This window comes from Pseudobutyrivibrio sp. OR37, assembly GCF_900113655.1.
Classification (GTDB): Bacteria; Bacillota; Clostridia; order Lachnospirales; family Lachnospiraceae; genus Pseudobutyrivibrio.
In genome coordinates this window covers 1-17,382 of sequence record NZ_FOQF01000028.1, presented here as the reverse complement: position 1 = coordinate 17,382, position 17,382 = coordinate 1, and the positions used below count along the sequence as shown (strand labels likewise).

Here is a 17,382-nt window from a genome sequence, read left to right as displayed (position 1 = left end):
TGAGTATTATTTTCAAATATTATCAATTATATACCTCTGCATTTTTTTCTGTCAATCCTATTTTTATGCATAAAAAAACCTGGGGCAAATTAGTCCCAGGTTAATGATTAATCAGTTATTAATAACCAAATTTTAATTAAAGTGATATTTTAGTAAGCAATACCCTGTGCCATCATAGCATCAGCAACCTTCTCGAAGCCTGCGATGTTAGCGCCTGCAACATAGTTGCCTTCCATACCGTACTTCTTAGAAGCATCATCACAAGCGTGGAAGATTCCTTCCATGATTCCCTTAAGCTTAGAATCAACTTCTTCAAATGTCCAGTGAAGTCTCTCAGAGTTCTGTGACATCTCAAGTGCAGATGTAGCAACACCACCTGCGTTAGCAGCCTTAGCTGGTCCAAAGAGAACGCCAGCTGCCTGGAATGCAGCAACAGCTTCTGGAGTAGAAGGCATGTTAGCACCCTCTGCTACTGCTGTAACGCCGTTAGCGATAAGCATCTTAGCATCTTCTTCGTTAAGCTCGTTTTGTGTAGCACATGGAAGAGCGATGTCTACCTTGTACTGCCATACACCGTGCTCACCGTTCTTCTTCTCGTGGTACTCAGCTGATGGACGAGCTGCAGCATACTCAGAAAGACGAGCTCTCTTAACTTCCTTAACTTCCTTAAGAAGCTCAAGGTCGATTCCTTCTGGATCATAAATCCAACCTGTAGAATCTGAACATGTAACTGGCTTAGCGCCAAGCTGATATGCCTTTTCAATAGCGTAGATTGCAACGTTACCAGCACCTGAAACTGCTACTGTCTTGCCTGAGAATGAATCATTCTTAGCAGACTTAAGCATTTCCTGTGTGAAGTAGCATACGCCGTAACCTGTAGCCTGTGTACGAGCAAGTGAACCACCGTAAGATAATCCCTTACCTGTAAGAACACCTGTAAACTCGTTGCGAAGTCTCTTGTACTGACCGTACATGTAGCCGATTTCGCGAGCACCAACACCGATATCACCAGCAGGTACATCAGTATCAGCACCAATATGCTTTGCAAGCTCTGTCATGAATGACTGACAGAATCTCATGATTTCCATATCTGATTTGCCCTTAGGATCGAAATCAGAACCACCCTTACCACCGCCGATAGGAAGTGTTGTAAGTGAGTTCTTGAAAATCTGCTCGAAGCCTAAGAACTTAATTACTGATAAATTTACTGAAGGGTGAAGTCTAAGACCTCCCTTGTATGGTCCGATGGCTGAATTAAACTGAACTCTGTATCCACGGTTAACCTGAACCTTGCCCTGGTCATCTACCCATGATACTCTGAACTGGATAATACGCTCTGGCTCAACGATACGCTCAATAACGCCGAGCTCCTCAAGCTTAGGATTAGCAGCAACAACTGGCTCCAAAGACTCTAAAACCTCGCTAACTGCCTGAAGAAATTCCTTCTGCTCTGCGTTTCTAGACTCTAATCCGTCGTAAACGCGCTGTAAATAACTACTTTTAAAATTCATTACAATTAATCTCCTTTCAGATTATGTAGTTCAGATAAAAAATCTAGTACAGATTTTACATCATTCACCACTTTAATGCAATAAAGTTTTCTAAAAAAAACTTTCACATTATTTTATATCAAACAGTCTTCCAACCCTAGCGGTTATCATACCGGATATAATACCAATTACTATACCTGAAATTGTTCCAATTACAATAAGAAATGGTAAATAATATATAAGACTTGCAGTATCTAGTACAAACATAGCTACTAGTATCTGCCCAACATTGTGGAATACACCGCCTAAAACACTGACTCCAGTTATAGAAAAGAGCTTTGTTCTCTTGGCAATTATCATTACCAAAAAGGAAAGCATTGCACCAGCCATGGAATATATCATCATTGCAAGATTGCCGAAGGTAAGTCCTACAAGAATGACACGAACTAAAGAAAGCAAAAATGCGTTTTTATTACCAATTGTATAAAGTGCAACCATAACTACTAAATTGGCAAGACCAATTTTAGCACCTGGAATACCTATACTAAGGGGTAGCAAAAACTCCACATAGGAAAGCACAAATGCAAGAGCTATTAACAAGCCTAAAAAGGCAATTCGTCTAGTCTTCATAAATCCTCCACCCACTAATTTGTGGCTCCATCTACATCATTTTCCTCGCCACCAACAATTTCTACAATAAGCCTATTTGGCAGACATACAATCATCTCCTTGGAATAATGTACAGGAAAATGATTAACACATATCTGATCCCTACAGCTTGCCTCGGAAATTTGGGCATATCCATCATGTATTTCAAGGATATTATAGCTTCCGTCCTCTAGCTCGATGGTGGTAACCATATCCTCATCAAGTGGATATCTTCCATATTCATTTCCATCGATAGTCACAACAGCATAGGCTACATCTGCCTTATTCATTTTTCTAGAGACTGTTATTCCCACAACACTTATTGCAGTCAACGCCAGTATTACAATTATTAAGATTAAATCGTTTTTCTTCATTTTATTTTACTATGCTTTCCTCAAAGTGTTCTGAATAGACCTTTGAGCCATCGTGATATACCCACATGGCCTCAACGCCCTCTAATCCATTAACAAAATCCATGCCTTCTTCCAAGCTCATATTATAAATTGCAGTAGATAAAGCATCTGCCTTTCCTGAATCATCTGTAAGTATTGATACCGCTGCAAATGTCTCTGCCGGATATAAAGTATCAGGATTGATAATATGACAGTAAACCTTGTCATCCACCACATAATACCTCTGATAATCACCAGAAGATACTACACACTGGCCATCTGAAATATCAACCTTTTCTATATATGGTTCTGTGCTGGTTAAATCAGGATTCTGAATAGCTATTCTAAAAGGGGTTCCGTCAATACGTGTGCCAAGTCCTGAAATATTGCCGCCAAGACTCAAAAGAATATTATCCATTCCCTTTTCCCTGCAATATTCCATCACCCTTTGAACGGCGTAGCCTTTACCTGTACTACCTACATCAAGAGACATTTCAGGATCTGTCAAATAGACAGTTTTTGCTTTTTCATCAATAATCATATTCTCTATATTGGTATGCTGATTTGCCTCTTTTAGCTCGTCCATGGTAGGCAGGCTTGCCCTGTCGGGATTTTCACTGCCGTACTCCCTGTATTCATGCCAGATAGAAAGCACGGAGCCCATGGCTATATTAACCTTGCCGTCAGTAAGTTCATACATATCCTTGCTAAACTTCAGCAAATTGATAATCTCTTCATCCACCTGAACAGGTGCGATGCCTGCATTATCATTGATGGTTTTAATATTATTGATTCCATCATAGTCGTTATAAATATCATATAAATTATTATAAAAAACTAAACGGTCTTTTATCAGCTCCGCCTGGTTTGAAAATTCTTCTTCATTATTTGCATACCCAAGGATTTCTGTTCGGGTATCGAAAATATCCATAAATGTGGCAGTATATTTGATTTGTTCCCCGCTGTCATCAGCCTTGTCACTAAACAGCCTCCCAGAATGTACCGCCCAAATAAATATAATCAAAAAAATAATCAGAATTACTGATGCAATCTTTAATCGCTTCATACTAATACCTATCTAAAATCGTTCAATATTAAAAAGGGGCATGCAAGGATGCACACCCCCTCAGCTATTTAATTTTAAATTAATTACTTCGCACTTTCAACAGCCTTTGCAATAACTGCATTAAAATCTGTGATGTGAATTGAAACTGAAGCTGCAAGGTCAGCATCTGCTGCGCGACCTTCCTCAATTGCTGTGCCCTCTACTTCTTCAAGAGTCTTACCAACAGTGTAATCAGCATAAGCCTGTGCCTGTTCATTCCACTCCTTACCGATTGCAGAAGCAGCTCTCATGCCATAAGCATCACCAAGCTCGTTCTTACTCTTTACTTCAGTAGTTGTGTCTGATGTAATTGCGCCCTTTGCATCAAATGTAATCTTTCCCTGAACTGCATCGATTAATGAGCTAGTAATTACGCCATCACCATTTACAGTAAGCACTGAAATAGTTGTATAAGCTTCTGCTGTACCATCAGCATCTGCTGTTGCATCTACTGAATTAGAAATCTTTGTAGAAAGACCAAGTCCAAGCTTGTCACCTTCTACAGCGCCACCTGCAACTGCATTATTCATAGCCTCAAGTACTGCAGCCTGGAAGCCTGTCACATGGATTGAAACTGATGCAACTAAATCCTCATCTGTTGCAAGTCCCTGCTCGATAGACATATTGCTGATTTCTTCTGCTGTCTTACCAACAGTCCATGCAGCAAAAGCATCTGCCTGCTCAAACCATTCTTTACCAATAGCAGAAAACTTCTTCATACCGTAATCATCGCCGAGTTCTCTCTTTGAAGGATATGTTGCGTCAAGGTCAGCTGTAATCTTTCCATCAGCACTTACACCAATCTTTGTCTGTGCAATATCAATTACACACTCTACAACAGCGCCATTAGAATCTACTGTAACGGCTGCGATTGTAGCATCACACTGTGCAGTACCATCAGCATCTGCTGTTGCGTCTACAGAATCAGCAGTTGAAACGCTTGTACCAATACCAGTGAGAAGCTCACCTTCTGCTGCAACTGGAGCATTAGATACATCAACCTTTTCTACTGATGTTTCTGCCTCTGCTGTAGCCTGTTCTGTTGTTGTGTCAGCTGTGCTGTTAGAACCACAACCAACGAAAGCTGTTGTTGCAATCGATGCAACACACATTAAAGCAACTAAATTCTTCTTCATCTTGTTTTACCCTTTCTTTCTTGATGAATAGTTCTATATATCCATAGCATGGTAGCTATAAATATCATCCCTTTATGCCTGTATAGGCTTTGTCTAATAATCCAGATAACATACCATATTGTATATCGGACATTTCTATCTGATTTATAATAGCTTTTGCTCTTTTATAAAACTTTTCTGCAATTTTATGAGTATAGCCTACCCCATCATTTTCTTTTACGGCAGCAAAGACTTCTTCTTTTGATAGAGTACCTTCTTTAGCCTTGTCAATTAATTCAGGTCTCTTTTCAAAAACATGAATCAAAGGTAATGTAACAACACCATTTTCAAAATCTGACTGAACTGGTTTTAAAGCTGATTCAGCAGTGTTCTCATAGTCAATGCAATCATCTGTCAGTTGGAAAATGATTCCTGTGTATCTTCCCAATCTGCGGTACAGCTTCTGTGTCTTTTTATCTGCCCCACCAGCCATTGCGCCTGCATGGTAGGAAGCTTCAAACAAAGCTGCTGTCTTTCCATCAATAATTGATAGATATCTAAAAACCTTAAGTCCAAAATTCCTGTTGTTGATATTCTGCCTAAGCTCACCTAAAGCAATAGCCTGAACATATCTTGAAAAATCAAAATCTCTATATCTGTCTTCCTGAGAAACCTCAGAGATTTCTCGAATGGCAGAGGCTAAAAGGTAATCACCACATATTACAGCGATTCGCTTTCCGGCCTTCTTTTGAAGAGTAATCTGCCCTCTTCTGGTGTCAGCATCATCCATAATATCATCATGTACAAGAGTAGCAAGATGAAGCACCTCCACTGCTGCCGCAAATTTGATTGCATCCTTTGGTACATTACCATCAGCATCCATAGCTGTAGCAAGAACGGCCTTTGCCCTCATCATTTTTCCTGTGGTCTCTGTAAGATAATTTACATAACCAGAAATAAGACTAGGTCCGGAAGTAATTATTTTTGATGCCTCTTTTTTCACCTCATCAAAGGCAGTATCAAAATCTAATTTGACATTAGTCATTGTATAAATACCACTTTCTCGCCCACTTGACGTTTTGCCACTTCTTCTTTAGGAATGGCATTAAGTAGTAATCGATTCCAAGTGTATATCCGCCTCCAAAAAGTAAAGCAAGTCCGGCAAAAATCATCCAGAACGTATTCAAATATAAACCTGTAGTTGTAACAAACATTGCCTGAAGCACAAGAGATACTCCTGCTGATAGGAATGTAAAGCATCCGCCCATAAGCCCAAGACCAATGAGAATCTGAAGCACCACAATCAAAATCTGCATGAACATCTGCATGCCATCGCTAGCAAGCACCACATTAGTAACGAACCAATCTACAAATGGTACCTGTATCTTAAAGGCAATATCAGATACTGTAGACTGAGCTAAATCTACTCCTGAAACAAGTATTGTTTCAAAAAGCTTAAAGTTCCAATCAAATATAACTGTTCCAGTCTGTACTGCAGCATCGGCAACTGCTGTAGATGCTGATGCTACTGCGTCGGCAGCCCCAGCTGCTTCTGTTGAGGCTGATGCCACTGCATCTGCGGTTGCTGGATCGATTCTGCCAAGCAATGTATCAAACCATGTGTTAGCACCACCAAAGAAGCCTGCAAGCTTTGGTGTAGTAAGCCAGCCCTCCACAATCTTCATGACACCTTCATATACCCATACGGCACCAAGCCATAATCTAAGAGGCACTAACATAAAGCTAGGAGTCCTGTTAGAGAAGTGTCCGCCAAGGAAGCTTCGTCTATTTCTTATTGTGAAGAACTCATGCTTAAGGTATGAGAATACCTTTGTCCATCCCATTACTTGAATGAAATAGATGATATTGATAAAGTGCTTTGCAAACATAGCGAAGAATGAGGCAAAATTTATCTGATGCTTTGCCATTCCACCTCTTGCAACACCGTATCTACCACCTACGCAAACCATTACACCATGGAATTTTGGGTTATATGCTTCCAGCTCACCTGATTTAGTAATAGTAGCGACGATATTCTTAGCAACTGTGGCCGCTGAATGTTCTGCATTCTCAACCATCTGTGGTACTGGACGTTCCTCACCCTTTGCTGTGAAAAGCATATTGTCACCAATTACGTATACATTCTCATGATCAACTGAGCGAAGATTTTCATCTACCTGTATTCTGCCTCTTCCACCACTTGTTGTTTCTTTTGCTATTTCAGATGTTATATCTGAGCTTTCAATACCAGCTGTCCAAATAACTGTGCCAGCAACATGCTCAGTAATTTCATCATTCTTCTTAAGCTTGATGAAATTTTTTCCAACGCCAACAACGCTTGCATTCATCACAACATCAACGCCCATCTTTTTAAGGCGCTTATCAACCTTGTTTGAAAGCTTTTCTGGAAGAATAGGTACTGGACGCGATAGTCCATCAACGTCTACTATAGTTACCTCATCTCTATTAATATTAAAGCGCTTGCAAAGAATTGGAGTATACTCGGCCAGCTCTCCAACCATCTCGACGCCTGTAAATCCTGCGCCTACTATATAAAAGCTAAGAAGCTCTCTTCTTTTATTAATATCAGTTTCATCAGCTGCCATTCTAAAGCAATCATGAATTCTGTCACGAAGCTTTACAGCATCATCATATGACCATAATGAATAACTATTTTCCTGTGCACCCTCTACACCAAAATATGTAGGCTTAGAACCAGCAGCTACAACAAGATAGTCATAAGAATATTCACCATTCTTACCCTTAACAGTATTGTTTTCAAAATCTACTTTTGTGACTGTATCAAGTACAACATTAACCTTGCGTCCAGCGAAAATCTGGTCAAGGTTCATCTTTACACTTTCTTCTCCTACTCGGCAAGCTGCAACCTCGTGAAGCTCTGTAAGCATCGTATGATATGGATGCTTATCAATAAGTGTGATCTGAGTTTCACCCGCAAGCTTTTTCTTTCGAAGCTTTTTTTCCAACTTCTTTGTCGCAAGTACACCCGCGTAACCTGCTCCAATTACGACTATGTTCGTCATATAATTCCCTTTCTTTAATTCATGTGTATTACATTGTGCCCGATTGTATTTTGTGCAATTTTTAACAATGGTGAGTCTCACTAGAATAACACAAATGATTGCACATTACAATATTTTATGTTATTTATTATGTACCAACTTAATTTTATACGATTGAACGGTCGGAAAATGCTAGAGATTGATAATACTTAAAAATAGTAAAATTTAAATAAGGAGATTGTAGTGATAAAGAAATTTTTAAAATTTGTGGAAATTCAAACTAAGATAACAAGCATATTTGCTTTTATTAATACACTGGCTTTTATTATTTACACAAAGCAGCCTATAAACATACCGCTAATGGTTGTTTTCTTTTTTGCCATGTTCATTTTTGATTTGACCACTACTGGAATCAACAATTACATCGACAGCAGGGATTACCCGCAAATGCTACCTATCCCTAGAAAGACTGCATTTATAAGTATAATTACCATGCTTTCCATAAGTACCATTTTAGGCCTATATTTAGCCTATAAAACTGGTATAGTTGTGCTTTTGCTTGGTGCATTTTGTTTTATGCTTGGAATATTCTACACCTTTGGTCCAATACCAATTTCCAGAATTCCATTAGGTGAATTATTTTCAGGTGTGGCCTACGGTATGTTCATTCCTTTTTTGATGCTATATATCAACAATCCTAGCCACTATCTTACACTATCACTTTCTTTAGAGACTATATCCCTATCTCTTGAAGTGATGCCGCTTATTAGCTTCCTGCTATTTTCACTTGTTATGACCTTTACTACTTCTAACATAATGCTTGCTAATAATACTTGCGACCTGGAAAAAGACGAAGCCGTTAATCGCCTTACTCTCGTTCATTATATTGGACGAAGAAAAGCTGTTACGCTTTTTGCAGAACTTTATATTGCTTGCTATATAGCTGTAGGTGTTATGACAGTGGCTAACATCTTAAATCCTTTTGCACTTATTTTTATGATTTCCATAATACCTGTAGCTAAGAACATTTCAAGATTTAAAAAAGAGCAGATAAAAGAAAAAACCTTCATCTGCTCAATAAAAAACTATGTAATTATTAATAGTGCTTATTTTGTAGCAATACTATTTGCTACCCTTTTTAGATAAGACAGTATTTAGACATTTATTTCTGCTTTTACGCCTAAGATATCTTTATTCTCTTCTAGGATTGGGTTAATCACGTCACGTAGGTAAACCTCTACCTGACGTGGGCTACGTCCTACATAGCGGCTAGGCTCCATAGTAGCTTCAAGCTCCTCAAGTCCCATTGGAAACTGGTCATCTGCAGCTATAAGCTCAAGAAGATTGTTCTCCTTACCTTCTACCTTAACGTTCTTACCTGCCTCCATAGAAAGTGTACGAATCTTTTCGTGAAGCTCCTGTCTGTTTCCACCAAGCTTTACAGCATCCATCATGATGTTTTCTGTAGCCATAAATGGAAGTTCAGACATAAGGCGCTTTGTAATAACCTTATCGTAAACAACAAGACCATCAACAACATTTAAGCAAAGGTCAAGGACACCATCTGTTGCTAAGAAGCCTTCTGCGATAGAAAGACGCTTGTTAGCTGAATCGTCAAGAGTGCGCTCGAACCACTGAGTAGCTGATGTGATAGCTGGGTTGAGAGCATCAATCATAACATAACGAGAAAGTGATGCAATACGCTCAGATCTCATAGGATTGCGCTTGTAAGCCATAGCTGATGAACCAATCTGGCTCTTCTCGAATGGCTCCTCAACTTCCTTAAGATGCTGAAGTAATCTGATATCGTTTGACATTTTATGAGCTGATGCTGCAATACCTGCAAGGATGTTACAAACTCTTGTATCAACCTTTCTTGAATATGTCTGACCAGAAACTGGATAGCAAGCTTTAAAGCCCATCTTTTCTGCAATCATTGGGTCAATCTTGTCGATTGTGTCATGGTCACCGTTGAAAAGCTCAAGGAAGCTTGCCTGTGTACCTGTAGTACCCTTAGAACCTAAAAGCTTAAGAGTAGAAAGAACATAGTCAAGGTCCTCAAGGTCCATAACGAATTCGTTAAGCCAAAGTGTTGCACGCTTACCTACTGTAGTAGGCTGTGCTGGCTGGAAATGTGTAAATGCAAGTGTTGGCTGATTCTTATATTTGTCTGCAAAGTTCGCAAGCTCTGCAATAACATTAACAAGCTTCTTTCTGATTAGAAGAAGTGCGTCACGCATGATAATAATATCTGTATTATCACCAACGTAGCAGCTGGTTGCACCAAGGTGAATAATACCTGCAGCCTTTGGACACTGCTTACCATACGCATATACATGGCTCATTACATCATGTCTAACTTCCTTCTCACGGGCTACAGCCACATCATAGTTGATGTCTTCAATGTGCTGCTTCATTTCGTCAATCATATCCTGAGTGATTACTGGCTTTCCATCCTGTGAAAGACCAAGCTCCATCTCGGTCTCAGCAAGGGCAATCCATAATCTACGCCATGTCGAAAACTTCTTATCCTGACTGAAGATGTACTGCATCTCCTTGCTTGCATATCTCTCTGAAAGTGGGCTAGTGTATCTATCTGTACTCATATTATTCTCCTTACTTTTCGTATTCGCCTCGGATGTCGCCTTCTGGTGGGGCCATAGGGTAAGTGCCATCGAAGCATCCATGGCAGATTTCAAGGCCATCTACCATCTGAGGTAAACGCTTGAAATCAAGGTATGCTAACGAATCAGCTCCGATAATATCTTTGATTTCCTCAACGGAGTGATTGTATGCGATTAGTTGCTCACGACATGGCACATCTGTACCGAAATAGCATGGCCATAAGAATGGTGGCGATGATATACGTACGTGAACCTCTGTGGCTCCTGCATCACGGAGCATTTTAACAATGCGATCAGATGTTGTGCCTCGGACGATGGAATCATCAATCATTATGATTCGCTTTCCTTTGACTACCTCGCGTAATGCATTTAGCTTTACCTGAACAGATGACTGTCTGCTAGCTTGCTTTGGCTTGATGAAGGTACGACCAACATAGCTGTTTTTTACAAATGCTGTTCCGTATGGAATGCCTGATTCCAAGGAATATCCCTGAGCGGCAGCGTTACCCGATTCTGGAACACCAACTACTAAATCAGCATCTACTGGAGAATCCTGAGCTAAGAATCGCCCTGCTCTAATACGTGACTCGTATACTGACTGTCCATCAATGATACTGTCTGGTCTGGCAAAATAAATATATTCAAAAATACAACGTCCATGCTTGCTCTTGTCTACGCATCTGCTTTTGTCAGATTTGATACCAAACTCAGGTGAGATTGTAATCATCTCTCCTGGTTCTACATCTCTGATGTATTCAGCACCAATAGTGTCTAAGGCGCAGGTTTCTGAGGCAACCACGTAGGCATTGTCTCTTTTTCCGATGCAAAGAGGTCTAAAGCCCTGTGGATCACGAACTGCAATAAGCTTTCTTGGACTCATAACAACAAGCGAATATGCACCCTTTATCTTATCGCAGGCTCTAACAACTGCTTCCTCAACTGTGGCGCTGTTTAATCGCTCTCTTGCAATCAGATATGCAATAGTTTCTGAATCTATGGTAGTTTGGAAAATGGCGCCAGTGCGTGACAGCTCATCACGAAGCTCCTCGGCATTGATAAGATTTCCGTTGTGAGCCATTCCAAGAATTCCCTTTAAGTAGGAAATAACAAGTGGCTGAGCATTTTCCCTTGTAGATGAGCCAGCTGTGGAATATCTGGTGTGTCCTACACCGATATCACCATGCATACCTTCTAAGATATCCTGGTCAAAAACCTCATTTACAAGCCCCATCCCCTTATTTAAGGCATAATTTCTTTTTGGTCCGTTAGTGTCAGATACTGCTATACCACAACTTTCCTGTCCTCTGTGCTGTAAGGCAAAAAGGCCATAATAAATTGAGGAGGCAACATCTCCACCGTCAAAATCATACATGGCAAAGACGCCGCACTCCTCATGCAAATCGTCCCATGGCATGTCCTTGTGTCTTAAATCTGTCATAAAATCTCCTAAACTTCTAACTCTTTACCAGTAAGTAGCTTATATGCTTCCAAGTACTTTGCGATTGTCTTATCGATAACATCCTGTGGAAGGAGGTAATCAGAATCTGGATTAGCCTTAAGCCAATCACGTACAAACTGCTTATCAAATGATGGCTGACCATGTCCTGCCTCATAACCCTCTAGTGGCCAGAAGCGTGAGCTATCTGGAGTAAGCATTTCGTCTGCAAGTACGATATTGCCATCCTCATCAAGACCAAACTCGAACTTTGTATCTGCAATGATGATGCCCTTTGTAAGAGCATAGTCAGCACATTTTTTATAAAGAGCAATAGTATTGTCACGAAGAGCCTTAGCGTACTCTTCGCCGTGACCTGGAAATTCCTTTTCAAGAACTTCTATGGAACGCTCAAAAGAGATGTTTTCATCATGATCACCAATTTCTGCTTTAGTAGAAGGAGTGTAAATAGGTTCAGGTAATTTATCTGATTCCTTAAGCCCTGCTGGAAGCTTGATACCACAAACTGTACCGTTTTCCTTGTAGCTGGCCCAGCCAGAACCTGTGATGTAACCTCTAACGATGCACTCGATTGGAAGCATTGTGAGCTTCTTGCACATCATTGACTTGCCTGTGTATTCTTCGTTTTGGAAGAACTCTGGCATATCTTTTACATCTGTTGAAAGCATGTGATTTGGAACGATGTCTTTTGTCAGTTCAAACCAGAACTTAGACATCTGGGTAAGCACTGCACCCTTGTTTACTATCTTGTTTTTCAGGATAACATCGAATGCAGATATACGATCTGTTGCCACCATGATAATGCTATCTCCATTATCGTATACTTCTCTTACTTTTCCTTCTTTAATTGGTTTCATAATCAAATCCTCTCTTTTTATTTATTTAGTTTTATATAAATAGCAATGCTACTTATTTCTTAATCAATAATGACTTACCAGTCATCTCCTTTGGCTGCTCAAGACCCATGATCTCGATAAGTGTAGGAGCGATATCACAAAGAGCTCCGCCCTCTCTAAGGGTATAGTCACTATCGTAGTTAACTAAGATAAATGGAACAGGATTTGTTGTGTGAGCTGTGTGTGGCTCTCCTGTCTCATAATCAATCATCTTCTCAGCATTACCGTGGTCAGCACAGATGAACAATGCTCCGTCCATCTCCTTAACTGCCTCTACGGCCTCTCCTACAAGTGAGTCAACACGCTCTACAGCTGCAACAGCTGCTTCTATGACGCCAGTATGACCAACCATGTCTGGGTTTGCGAAGTTAATAACGATAACATCGTACTTATCAGACTTGATAGCCTCTACAAGATTCTTGCCAACCTCTGGAGCTGACATCTCAGGCTTAAGGTCATATGTAGCTACATCCTTTGGTGAGTTAACAAGGATTCTTTCTTCATCCTTATTAGGCTCCTCAACACCACCGTTGAAGAAGAATGTAACGTGTGCGTATTTTTCAGTTTCTGCAAGTCTTAACTGCTTCTTACCATTGTTAGCTAAGAACTCGCCGAATGTATTTGTAATGCTCTCTTTTTCGAAAGCGATGTGCTTGTTAGGGATTGTCTCATCATAATCCTTGAAGCAAGCGTAATATAAATCAAGGAATTCTCTATCGAATCCTGTGAACTTGTCATCACAGAAAGCTCTAGTAATTTCACGAGCACGGTCTGGACGGAAGTTAAAGAATACAACTGAGTCGCCATTCTTTACAAGTGAAAGTGGCTTGCCTTCTGAATCAGTGATAACTGTTGGAAGAACGAACTCATCAGTAACTCCATCATCATAAGAAGCCTGCATAGCATCCTGTACAGAAGTTGCAAGAACGCCTTCGCCCTTAACTAAGGAATTGTAAGCTTTCTCAACACGGTCCCAGTTGTTATCACGGTCCATAGCGTAGTAACGACCAGAAATAGATGCGATTGCACCAACTCCGATTTCATCCATCTTAGACTGAAGTGTTGCTAAGAAATCCTTACCAGATGCTGGTGGAGTATCACGTCCATCAAGGAAAGCATGAACGAATACATTTGAAAGGCCGTTCTTCTTGCACATTTCAAGCATTCCGTAAAGGTGCTCGATGTGGCTGTGTACACCACCGTCTGAAAGAAGACCCCAAAGGTGAATGTCTCCGCCAGTCTTTTTAGCATTTTCGATAGCTTCAAGTAAAACCTTGTTCTCGAAGAACTCGCCATCGTTGATAGCCTTTGTGATACGTGTTAAATCCTGGTAGATAATGCGGCCAGCGCCGATATTCATATGTCCAACTTCTGAGTTACCCATCTGACCATCAGGAAGTCCAACGAACATGCCTGAAGCTTGTCCTGCCACATAAGGGCATTCAGCCATAAGCTTGTCCATAACAGGTGTTTTTGCCATTGCGATAGCATTTCCCTTTGGATTGTCGTTAAGACCATATCCATCAAGAACCATAAGTACTACAGGTTTCTTACTCATAGAAATTCCTCCTTATATCTAGCTAAGCTAGAAAACTATTTATTTTTTACTAATACGACCCATTTCATCAATATGGGCTGTCTTTGACATGCCATTAAGGCTATCTATGATATTGCTATATGCTATATCTTCTGAACTAAGCTTGCTGGTTACACCAGCGTCAAATTTGCAAGGAATGAAATATGATTCGATATTTCCTTCCTCTGTAATGTGAATCTGTGCCAGACCTGTGTTATAGGCTGCCGGCATATTGCCTGTGGTTGAAAACCAATAATTGCCCAAGCTGTAGAAAACAGGCACATCATCCATATATTCAACGGTTTGTAAGCAGTGGGTGTGACCACCAATGATTGCGTCTGCTCCTGCTTCCACAAAAGCTCTTGCAAGTGCCACCTGATCGCCACCATAATTGGCGTTGCCTTCGGTGCCCCAATGCGGAAAAACTATTACATAATCTGCATTAGCCTTAGCCTCCTTGATTACCTGACAGAAGACCTCTGGATGAAGGCATTTTAACACTCCTGGGGAAACTCCCGTTGCTTCTTTTGTATAGTTAAGTGTTCGCTCTATTTGAGTGGCAGCTACTATAGCAATCTTTCTGCCACCTACTATAAAGTAAACAGGCTTTTTTGCATCCTCTAAATTTACTCCAGCACCTACATAAGGCATTTGTGCCTGGGAAAGTGTATTGAGTGTATCTAAAAGCCCAATCTCGTCATAATCATAAACGTGATTGTTGGCTACACTGACTACATCAGCTCCTAAATCCTTCATTAGTGAAACCCTGCTAGGATTTCCTCTAAAGGTGTAGGCCTTACCAGCAAGTGGTGTTCCTCTTGTGGTATAAGTAAATTCATTGTTTATCATCAAAATATCGGCGGATTGCATTTCATCAAGTAAATCCTGTGAAAAGCAATCATATAAACCATTCATTTGATGATCCATGAAATCAGTAGTGGCAATACCATCTGCAAAAGAAACATCCCCTGTAAAATCAATAACTATATCGCCCTCTGATTCTTTATCTGTAACATAGGTCTTTTCATATTCATAGGATTGAAGACCTGTCATATTACAATATTCATACCAGAGCACATGAATGCTCTTGCCTGTAAGCTGATACCAAATATCTGCCGTGTCATAATTTGCATAACTGGCAATTTCTTCAATAACATCCTCTCCGTAATCTGCCGTAACCATACCCAGGAATGATTCATCTATAGGATGACCTCCTATAAATTCAATGGTACTGCTATTTAAAATAGTGTCCCATGCATCAGATAAATCAACTATTTCTATCTTCTGCGGTTCGTCCTTGGTAAGTTTAACAGTATCTAACTCAGTAGTGCTTTTACCACAACTGGTAAATAAAGAGATGATAACGCAAACTCCTAAAAAGTGTATGCTACATTTCTTCATTAATCTGTGCCTCTACTCGGACAACAGCCTCCATCGCTCCTTCATAACCAGAATCAGCAGCCATTTCGTAGTACGCTAAAGCTGTTTCCAAATTCCTCTCTACCCCGTATCCGTTTTCATAAAGAAAACCTAGATTAACCTGAGCTATTGCATATCCCTGCAAAGCTGCAAGCTTTTGATAATATACTGCAGATGCAAAATCAACATCTACACCATACCCATTATAGTACATGTAACCAATTTGATTAAGCGCAGGGGCGTAATCTAAATCGGCTGCCATTAAATAGTACTCCATGGCTTTTTCATAATCTCTGTCAAGACCTACACCATTTTCATAAATCTGGCCCAGGTAATAGCTACCTTTAGCGTAGCCATTGTCCGAAGCGGCTGTGAAATATTCAATAGCCTGTTCAGTGTTGGCCTCAACTCCATTACCCTTTATATAAAGAAGACCTAATGCTACATTAGCCTTATTTTTAGCATATTGATCAGCTAAATCTGTGCTATTTGTTTTAGCAGCACGTGAATAGTAATCATAGGCCTTTTTATAATCAACATTTGTTCCTATTCCGTTTTCATAAGAATAGCCTAAATAATAAGCGCCATCTACATCACCGGCAATCTGTGCCTTGTAAAATAAATCGTAGATTTCTATTTCAGCTTCTGGGATAACCTGCTCTTCCTCATCAGAAGCTGTATCCTTTTTTGATTCGGTAAGGCTTTCTTCTTCGTTTGATTCCTCTTCTTTTAAAAGAGCCAGCTGAACTCTGGCCTTGCCAACATAGGCGTTGACTGAACCACCCTGGATAGCTGTATCAAATAATTCTGTAGCCTTTTCTAAATTTTTATCTACACCAGAACCTGTAAGATAAAAATATCCAAGAGCACAGGTTCCATCAATATTACCTGAATCGGAAGCCATCTGATACCAGGAGATTGCTTCTGGGAAGCTCTGCTTAACATCATCTGCGCCATATTCTAGCATGCGTCCTAGCATAACCATGGCATCGGTATCGCCTTCATAGGCTAAAACTTCAAGCTCGTTATATTTAAGAACTGTGTAATCCTCTACTTCAACATCCTCTAGGGCTACCTGTTCTGTAGTGTCAACAACATCCTCTGCTACTTCCTCGTCCTTTTTTCCGCAAGCGGACATAGCAAGTGCACAAGTACATAATATTAAAAATAACTGAATATTACGCTTCATAAAATCCTCCGTAGACACATAAGTCCATCAGCGCAAATTATATCATAAAAACGCCCTTATTTAAACAAAAAAAATGCATCAGAAAACTGATGCATTTCAGAGTGTAGACAAAGTGTCGCGGCTTTCCGCCGCGACCTTTTCTTTTTTTATAAGGAGGAACTGGAGTCTGTGGACTCCAGTTCTTTCATTTTTAAACTATCTAAATTCTTAGAAAGCCTTGATTTCACAAGCTTTCTAGTTACTTTTTTGGTATAATAATACTATCAAAACAAGGGGTTAGAATAATGATTACAGAACAAAATGAGAAGGCTAGAAAGCAGATTGAATTTGTATGCACTGATGACTTGGTTCCTCAAGATCATCTTCTCAGAATTATAGATAAAGCCATTGATTGGTCTTTTATTTATGATTTAGTCAGAGATAAATACTCTCCTGATCAGGGCCGCCCA

The 17,382-nt window shown here is 40.1% G+C and carries 14 protein-coding genes and 1 pseudogene; 2 read left to right on the top strand and 13 right to left on the bottom strand.

Translation table 11 applies throughout. The features are described 5' to 3' along the window. Positions 1–149: 149 nt before the first annotated feature. From gdhA to BM097_RS12455, 7 genes are all read right to left on the bottom strand, one after another. Entirely contained in the window at positions 150–1,511 is a 1,362-nt protein-coding gene (gene gdhA, locus BM097_RS12485) for an NADP-specific glutamate dehydrogenase (RefSeq protein WP_090550460.1), read from the bottom strand. 108 nt (positions 1,512–1,619) lie between these two features. Beyond that, positions 1,620–2,120, bottom strand: coding sequence for a Gx transporter family protein (locus BM097_RS12480; protein WP_090550456.1), 501 nt, complete (start codon positions 2,118–2,120; stop codon positions 1,620–1,622). Positions 2,121–2,134: 14 nt separating this feature from the next. Then, a complete protein-coding gene (locus BM097_RS12475; protein ID WP_090550452.1) occupies positions 2,135–2,512 on the bottom strand; it encodes a NusG domain II-containing protein in 378 nt (125 codons plus the stop codon). 1 nt (position 2,513) lies between these two features. Beyond that, positions 2,514–3,596 carry an FAD:protein FMN transferase gene (locus tag BM097_RS12470; protein ID WP_090550449.1) on the bottom strand — a complete coding sequence of 361 codons (1,083 nt, stop codon included), beginning with the start codon at positions 3,594–3,596 and terminating at the stop codon, positions 2,514–2,516. 83 nt (positions 3,597–3,679) lie between these two features. After that, positions 3,680–4,771, bottom strand: coding sequence for a hypothetical protein (locus tag BM097_RS12465; RefSeq protein WP_090550443.1), 1,092 nt, complete (start codon positions 4,769–4,771; stop codon positions 3,680–3,682). Between the two features lie 64 nt (positions 4,772–4,835). Beyond that, entirely contained in the window at positions 4,836–5,795 is a 960-nt protein-coding gene (locus BM097_RS12460; RefSeq protein WP_090550436.1) for a polyprenyl synthetase family protein, read from the bottom strand. Further along, positions 5,788–7,794 carry an NAD(P)/FAD-dependent oxidoreductase gene (locus tag BM097_RS12455; protein ID WP_090550431.1) on the bottom strand — a complete coding sequence of 669 codons (2,007 nt, stop codon included), beginning with the start codon at positions 7,792–7,794 and terminating at the stop codon, positions 5,788–5,790. Before BM097_RS12455 ends, BM097_RS12460 begins: the two co-directional genes overlap by 8 nt. 222 nt (positions 7,795–8,016) lie before the next feature. Between BM097_RS12455 and BM097_RS12450 the strand changes: the two genes are divergently transcribed. Beyond that, on the top strand, positions 8,017–8,919 hold the full coding sequence (locus tag BM097_RS12450) for a UbiA family prenyltransferase (RefSeq protein WP_090550427.1): 903 nt from the start codon (positions 8,017–8,019) through the stop codon (positions 8,917–8,919). A gap of 8 nt (positions 8,920–8,927) precedes the next feature. Here the strand turns inward: BM097_RS12450 and purB are convergent, their stop codons facing one another. The 6 genes from purB to BM097_RS12420 are packed head-to-tail and all read right to left on the bottom strand — an operon-like array spanning position 8,928 to position 16,933. Next, positions 8,928–10,379 carry an adenylosuccinate lyase gene (purB, locus tag BM097_RS12445; protein WP_090550422.1) on the bottom strand — a complete coding sequence of 484 codons (1,452 nt, stop codon included), beginning with the start codon at positions 10,377–10,379 and terminating at the stop codon, positions 8,928–8,930. A gap of 10 nt (positions 10,380–10,389) precedes the next feature. Continuing rightward, complete coding sequence (gene purF, locus BM097_RS12440) at positions 10,390–11,835, bottom strand: amidophosphoribosyltransferase (protein ID WP_177197460.1); 1,446 nt, start codon at positions 11,833–11,835, stop codon at positions 10,390–10,392. 8 nt (positions 11,836–11,843) lie between these two features. Further along, entirely contained in the window at positions 11,844–12,710 is an 867-nt protein-coding gene (locus BM097_RS12435; protein WP_090550418.1) for a phosphoribosylaminoimidazolesuccinocarboxamide synthase, read from the bottom strand. Between the two features lie 52 nt (positions 12,711–12,762). Then, positions 12,763–14,307 (bottom strand): 2,3-bisphosphoglycerate-independent phosphoglycerate mutase, encoded by a 1,545-nt coding sequence (gene gpmI / locus BM097_RS12430; protein ID WP_090550414.1) that lies wholly within the window; start codon positions 14,305–14,307, stop codon positions 12,763–12,765. A 39-nt stretch (positions 14,308–14,346) separates the two neighbouring features. Continuing rightward, a complete protein-coding gene (locus tag BM097_RS12425; protein ID WP_090550411.1) occupies positions 14,347–15,726 on the bottom strand; it encodes a CapA family protein in 1,380 nt (459 codons plus the stop codon). Beyond that, complete coding sequence (locus tag BM097_RS12420) at positions 15,713–16,933, bottom strand: tetratricopeptide repeat protein (RefSeq protein WP_090550406.1); 1,221 nt, start codon at positions 16,931–16,933, stop codon at positions 15,713–15,715. The genes BM097_RS12425 and BM097_RS12420 overlap by 14 nt, the downstream gene beginning before the upstream one ends. 284 nt (positions 16,934–17,217) lie before the next feature. Here BM097_RS12420 and BM097_RS16730 point away from each other — a divergent pair. Next, positions 17,218–17,382: pseudogene (locus BM097_RS16730) on the top strand (IS5/IS1182 family transposase); the annotation flags it as partial.

Coding starts and splice junctions, on each gene's coding strand:
- BM097_RS12470 (WP_090550449.1), bottom strand. CDS start 3,596: ATGAAGCGATTAAAGATTGCATCAGTAATTCTGATTATTTTTTTGATT.
- BM097_RS12425 (WP_090550411.1), bottom strand. CDS start 15,726: ATGAAGAAATGTAGCATACACTTTTTAGGAGTTTGCGTTATCATCTCT.
- BM097_RS12475 (WP_090550452.1), bottom strand. CDS start 2,512: ATGAAGAAAAACGATTTAATCTTAATAATTGTAATACTGGCGTTGACT.
- purF (WP_177197460.1), bottom strand. CDS start 11,835: ATGACAGATTTAAGACACAAGGACATGCCATGGGACGATTTGCATGAG.
- gpmI (WP_090550414.1), bottom strand. CDS start 14,307: ATGAGTAAGAAACCTGTAGTACTTATGGTTCTTGATGGATATGGTCTT.
- BM097_RS12435 (WP_090550418.1), bottom strand. CDS start 12,710: ATGAAACCAATTAAAGAAGGAAAAGTAAGAGAAGTATACGATAATGGA.
- BM097_RS12420 (WP_090550406.1), bottom strand. CDS start 16,933: ATGAAGCGTAATATTCAGTTATTTTTAATATTATGTACTTGTGCACTT.
- BM097_RS12480 (WP_090550456.1), bottom strand. CDS start 2,120: ATGAAGACTAGACGAATTGCCTTTTTAGGCTTGTTAATAGCTCTTGCA.
- BM097_RS12455 (WP_090550431.1), bottom strand. CDS start 7,794: ATGACGAACATAGTCGTAATTGGAGCAGGTTACGCGGGTGTACTTGCG.
- BM097_RS12460 (WP_090550436.1), bottom strand. CDS start 5,795: ATGACTAATGTCAAATTAGATTTTGATACTGCCTTTGATGAGGTGAAA.
- gdhA (WP_090550460.1), bottom strand. CDS start 1,511: ATGAATTTTAAAAGTAGTTATTTACAGCGCGTTTACGACGGATTAGAG.
- BM097_RS12465 (WP_090550443.1), bottom strand. CDS start 4,771: ATGAAGAAGAATTTAGTTGCTTTAATGTGTGTTGCATCGATTGCAACA.
- purB (WP_090550422.1), bottom strand. CDS start 10,379: ATGAGTACAGATAGATACACTAGCCCACTTTCAGAGAGATATGCAAGC.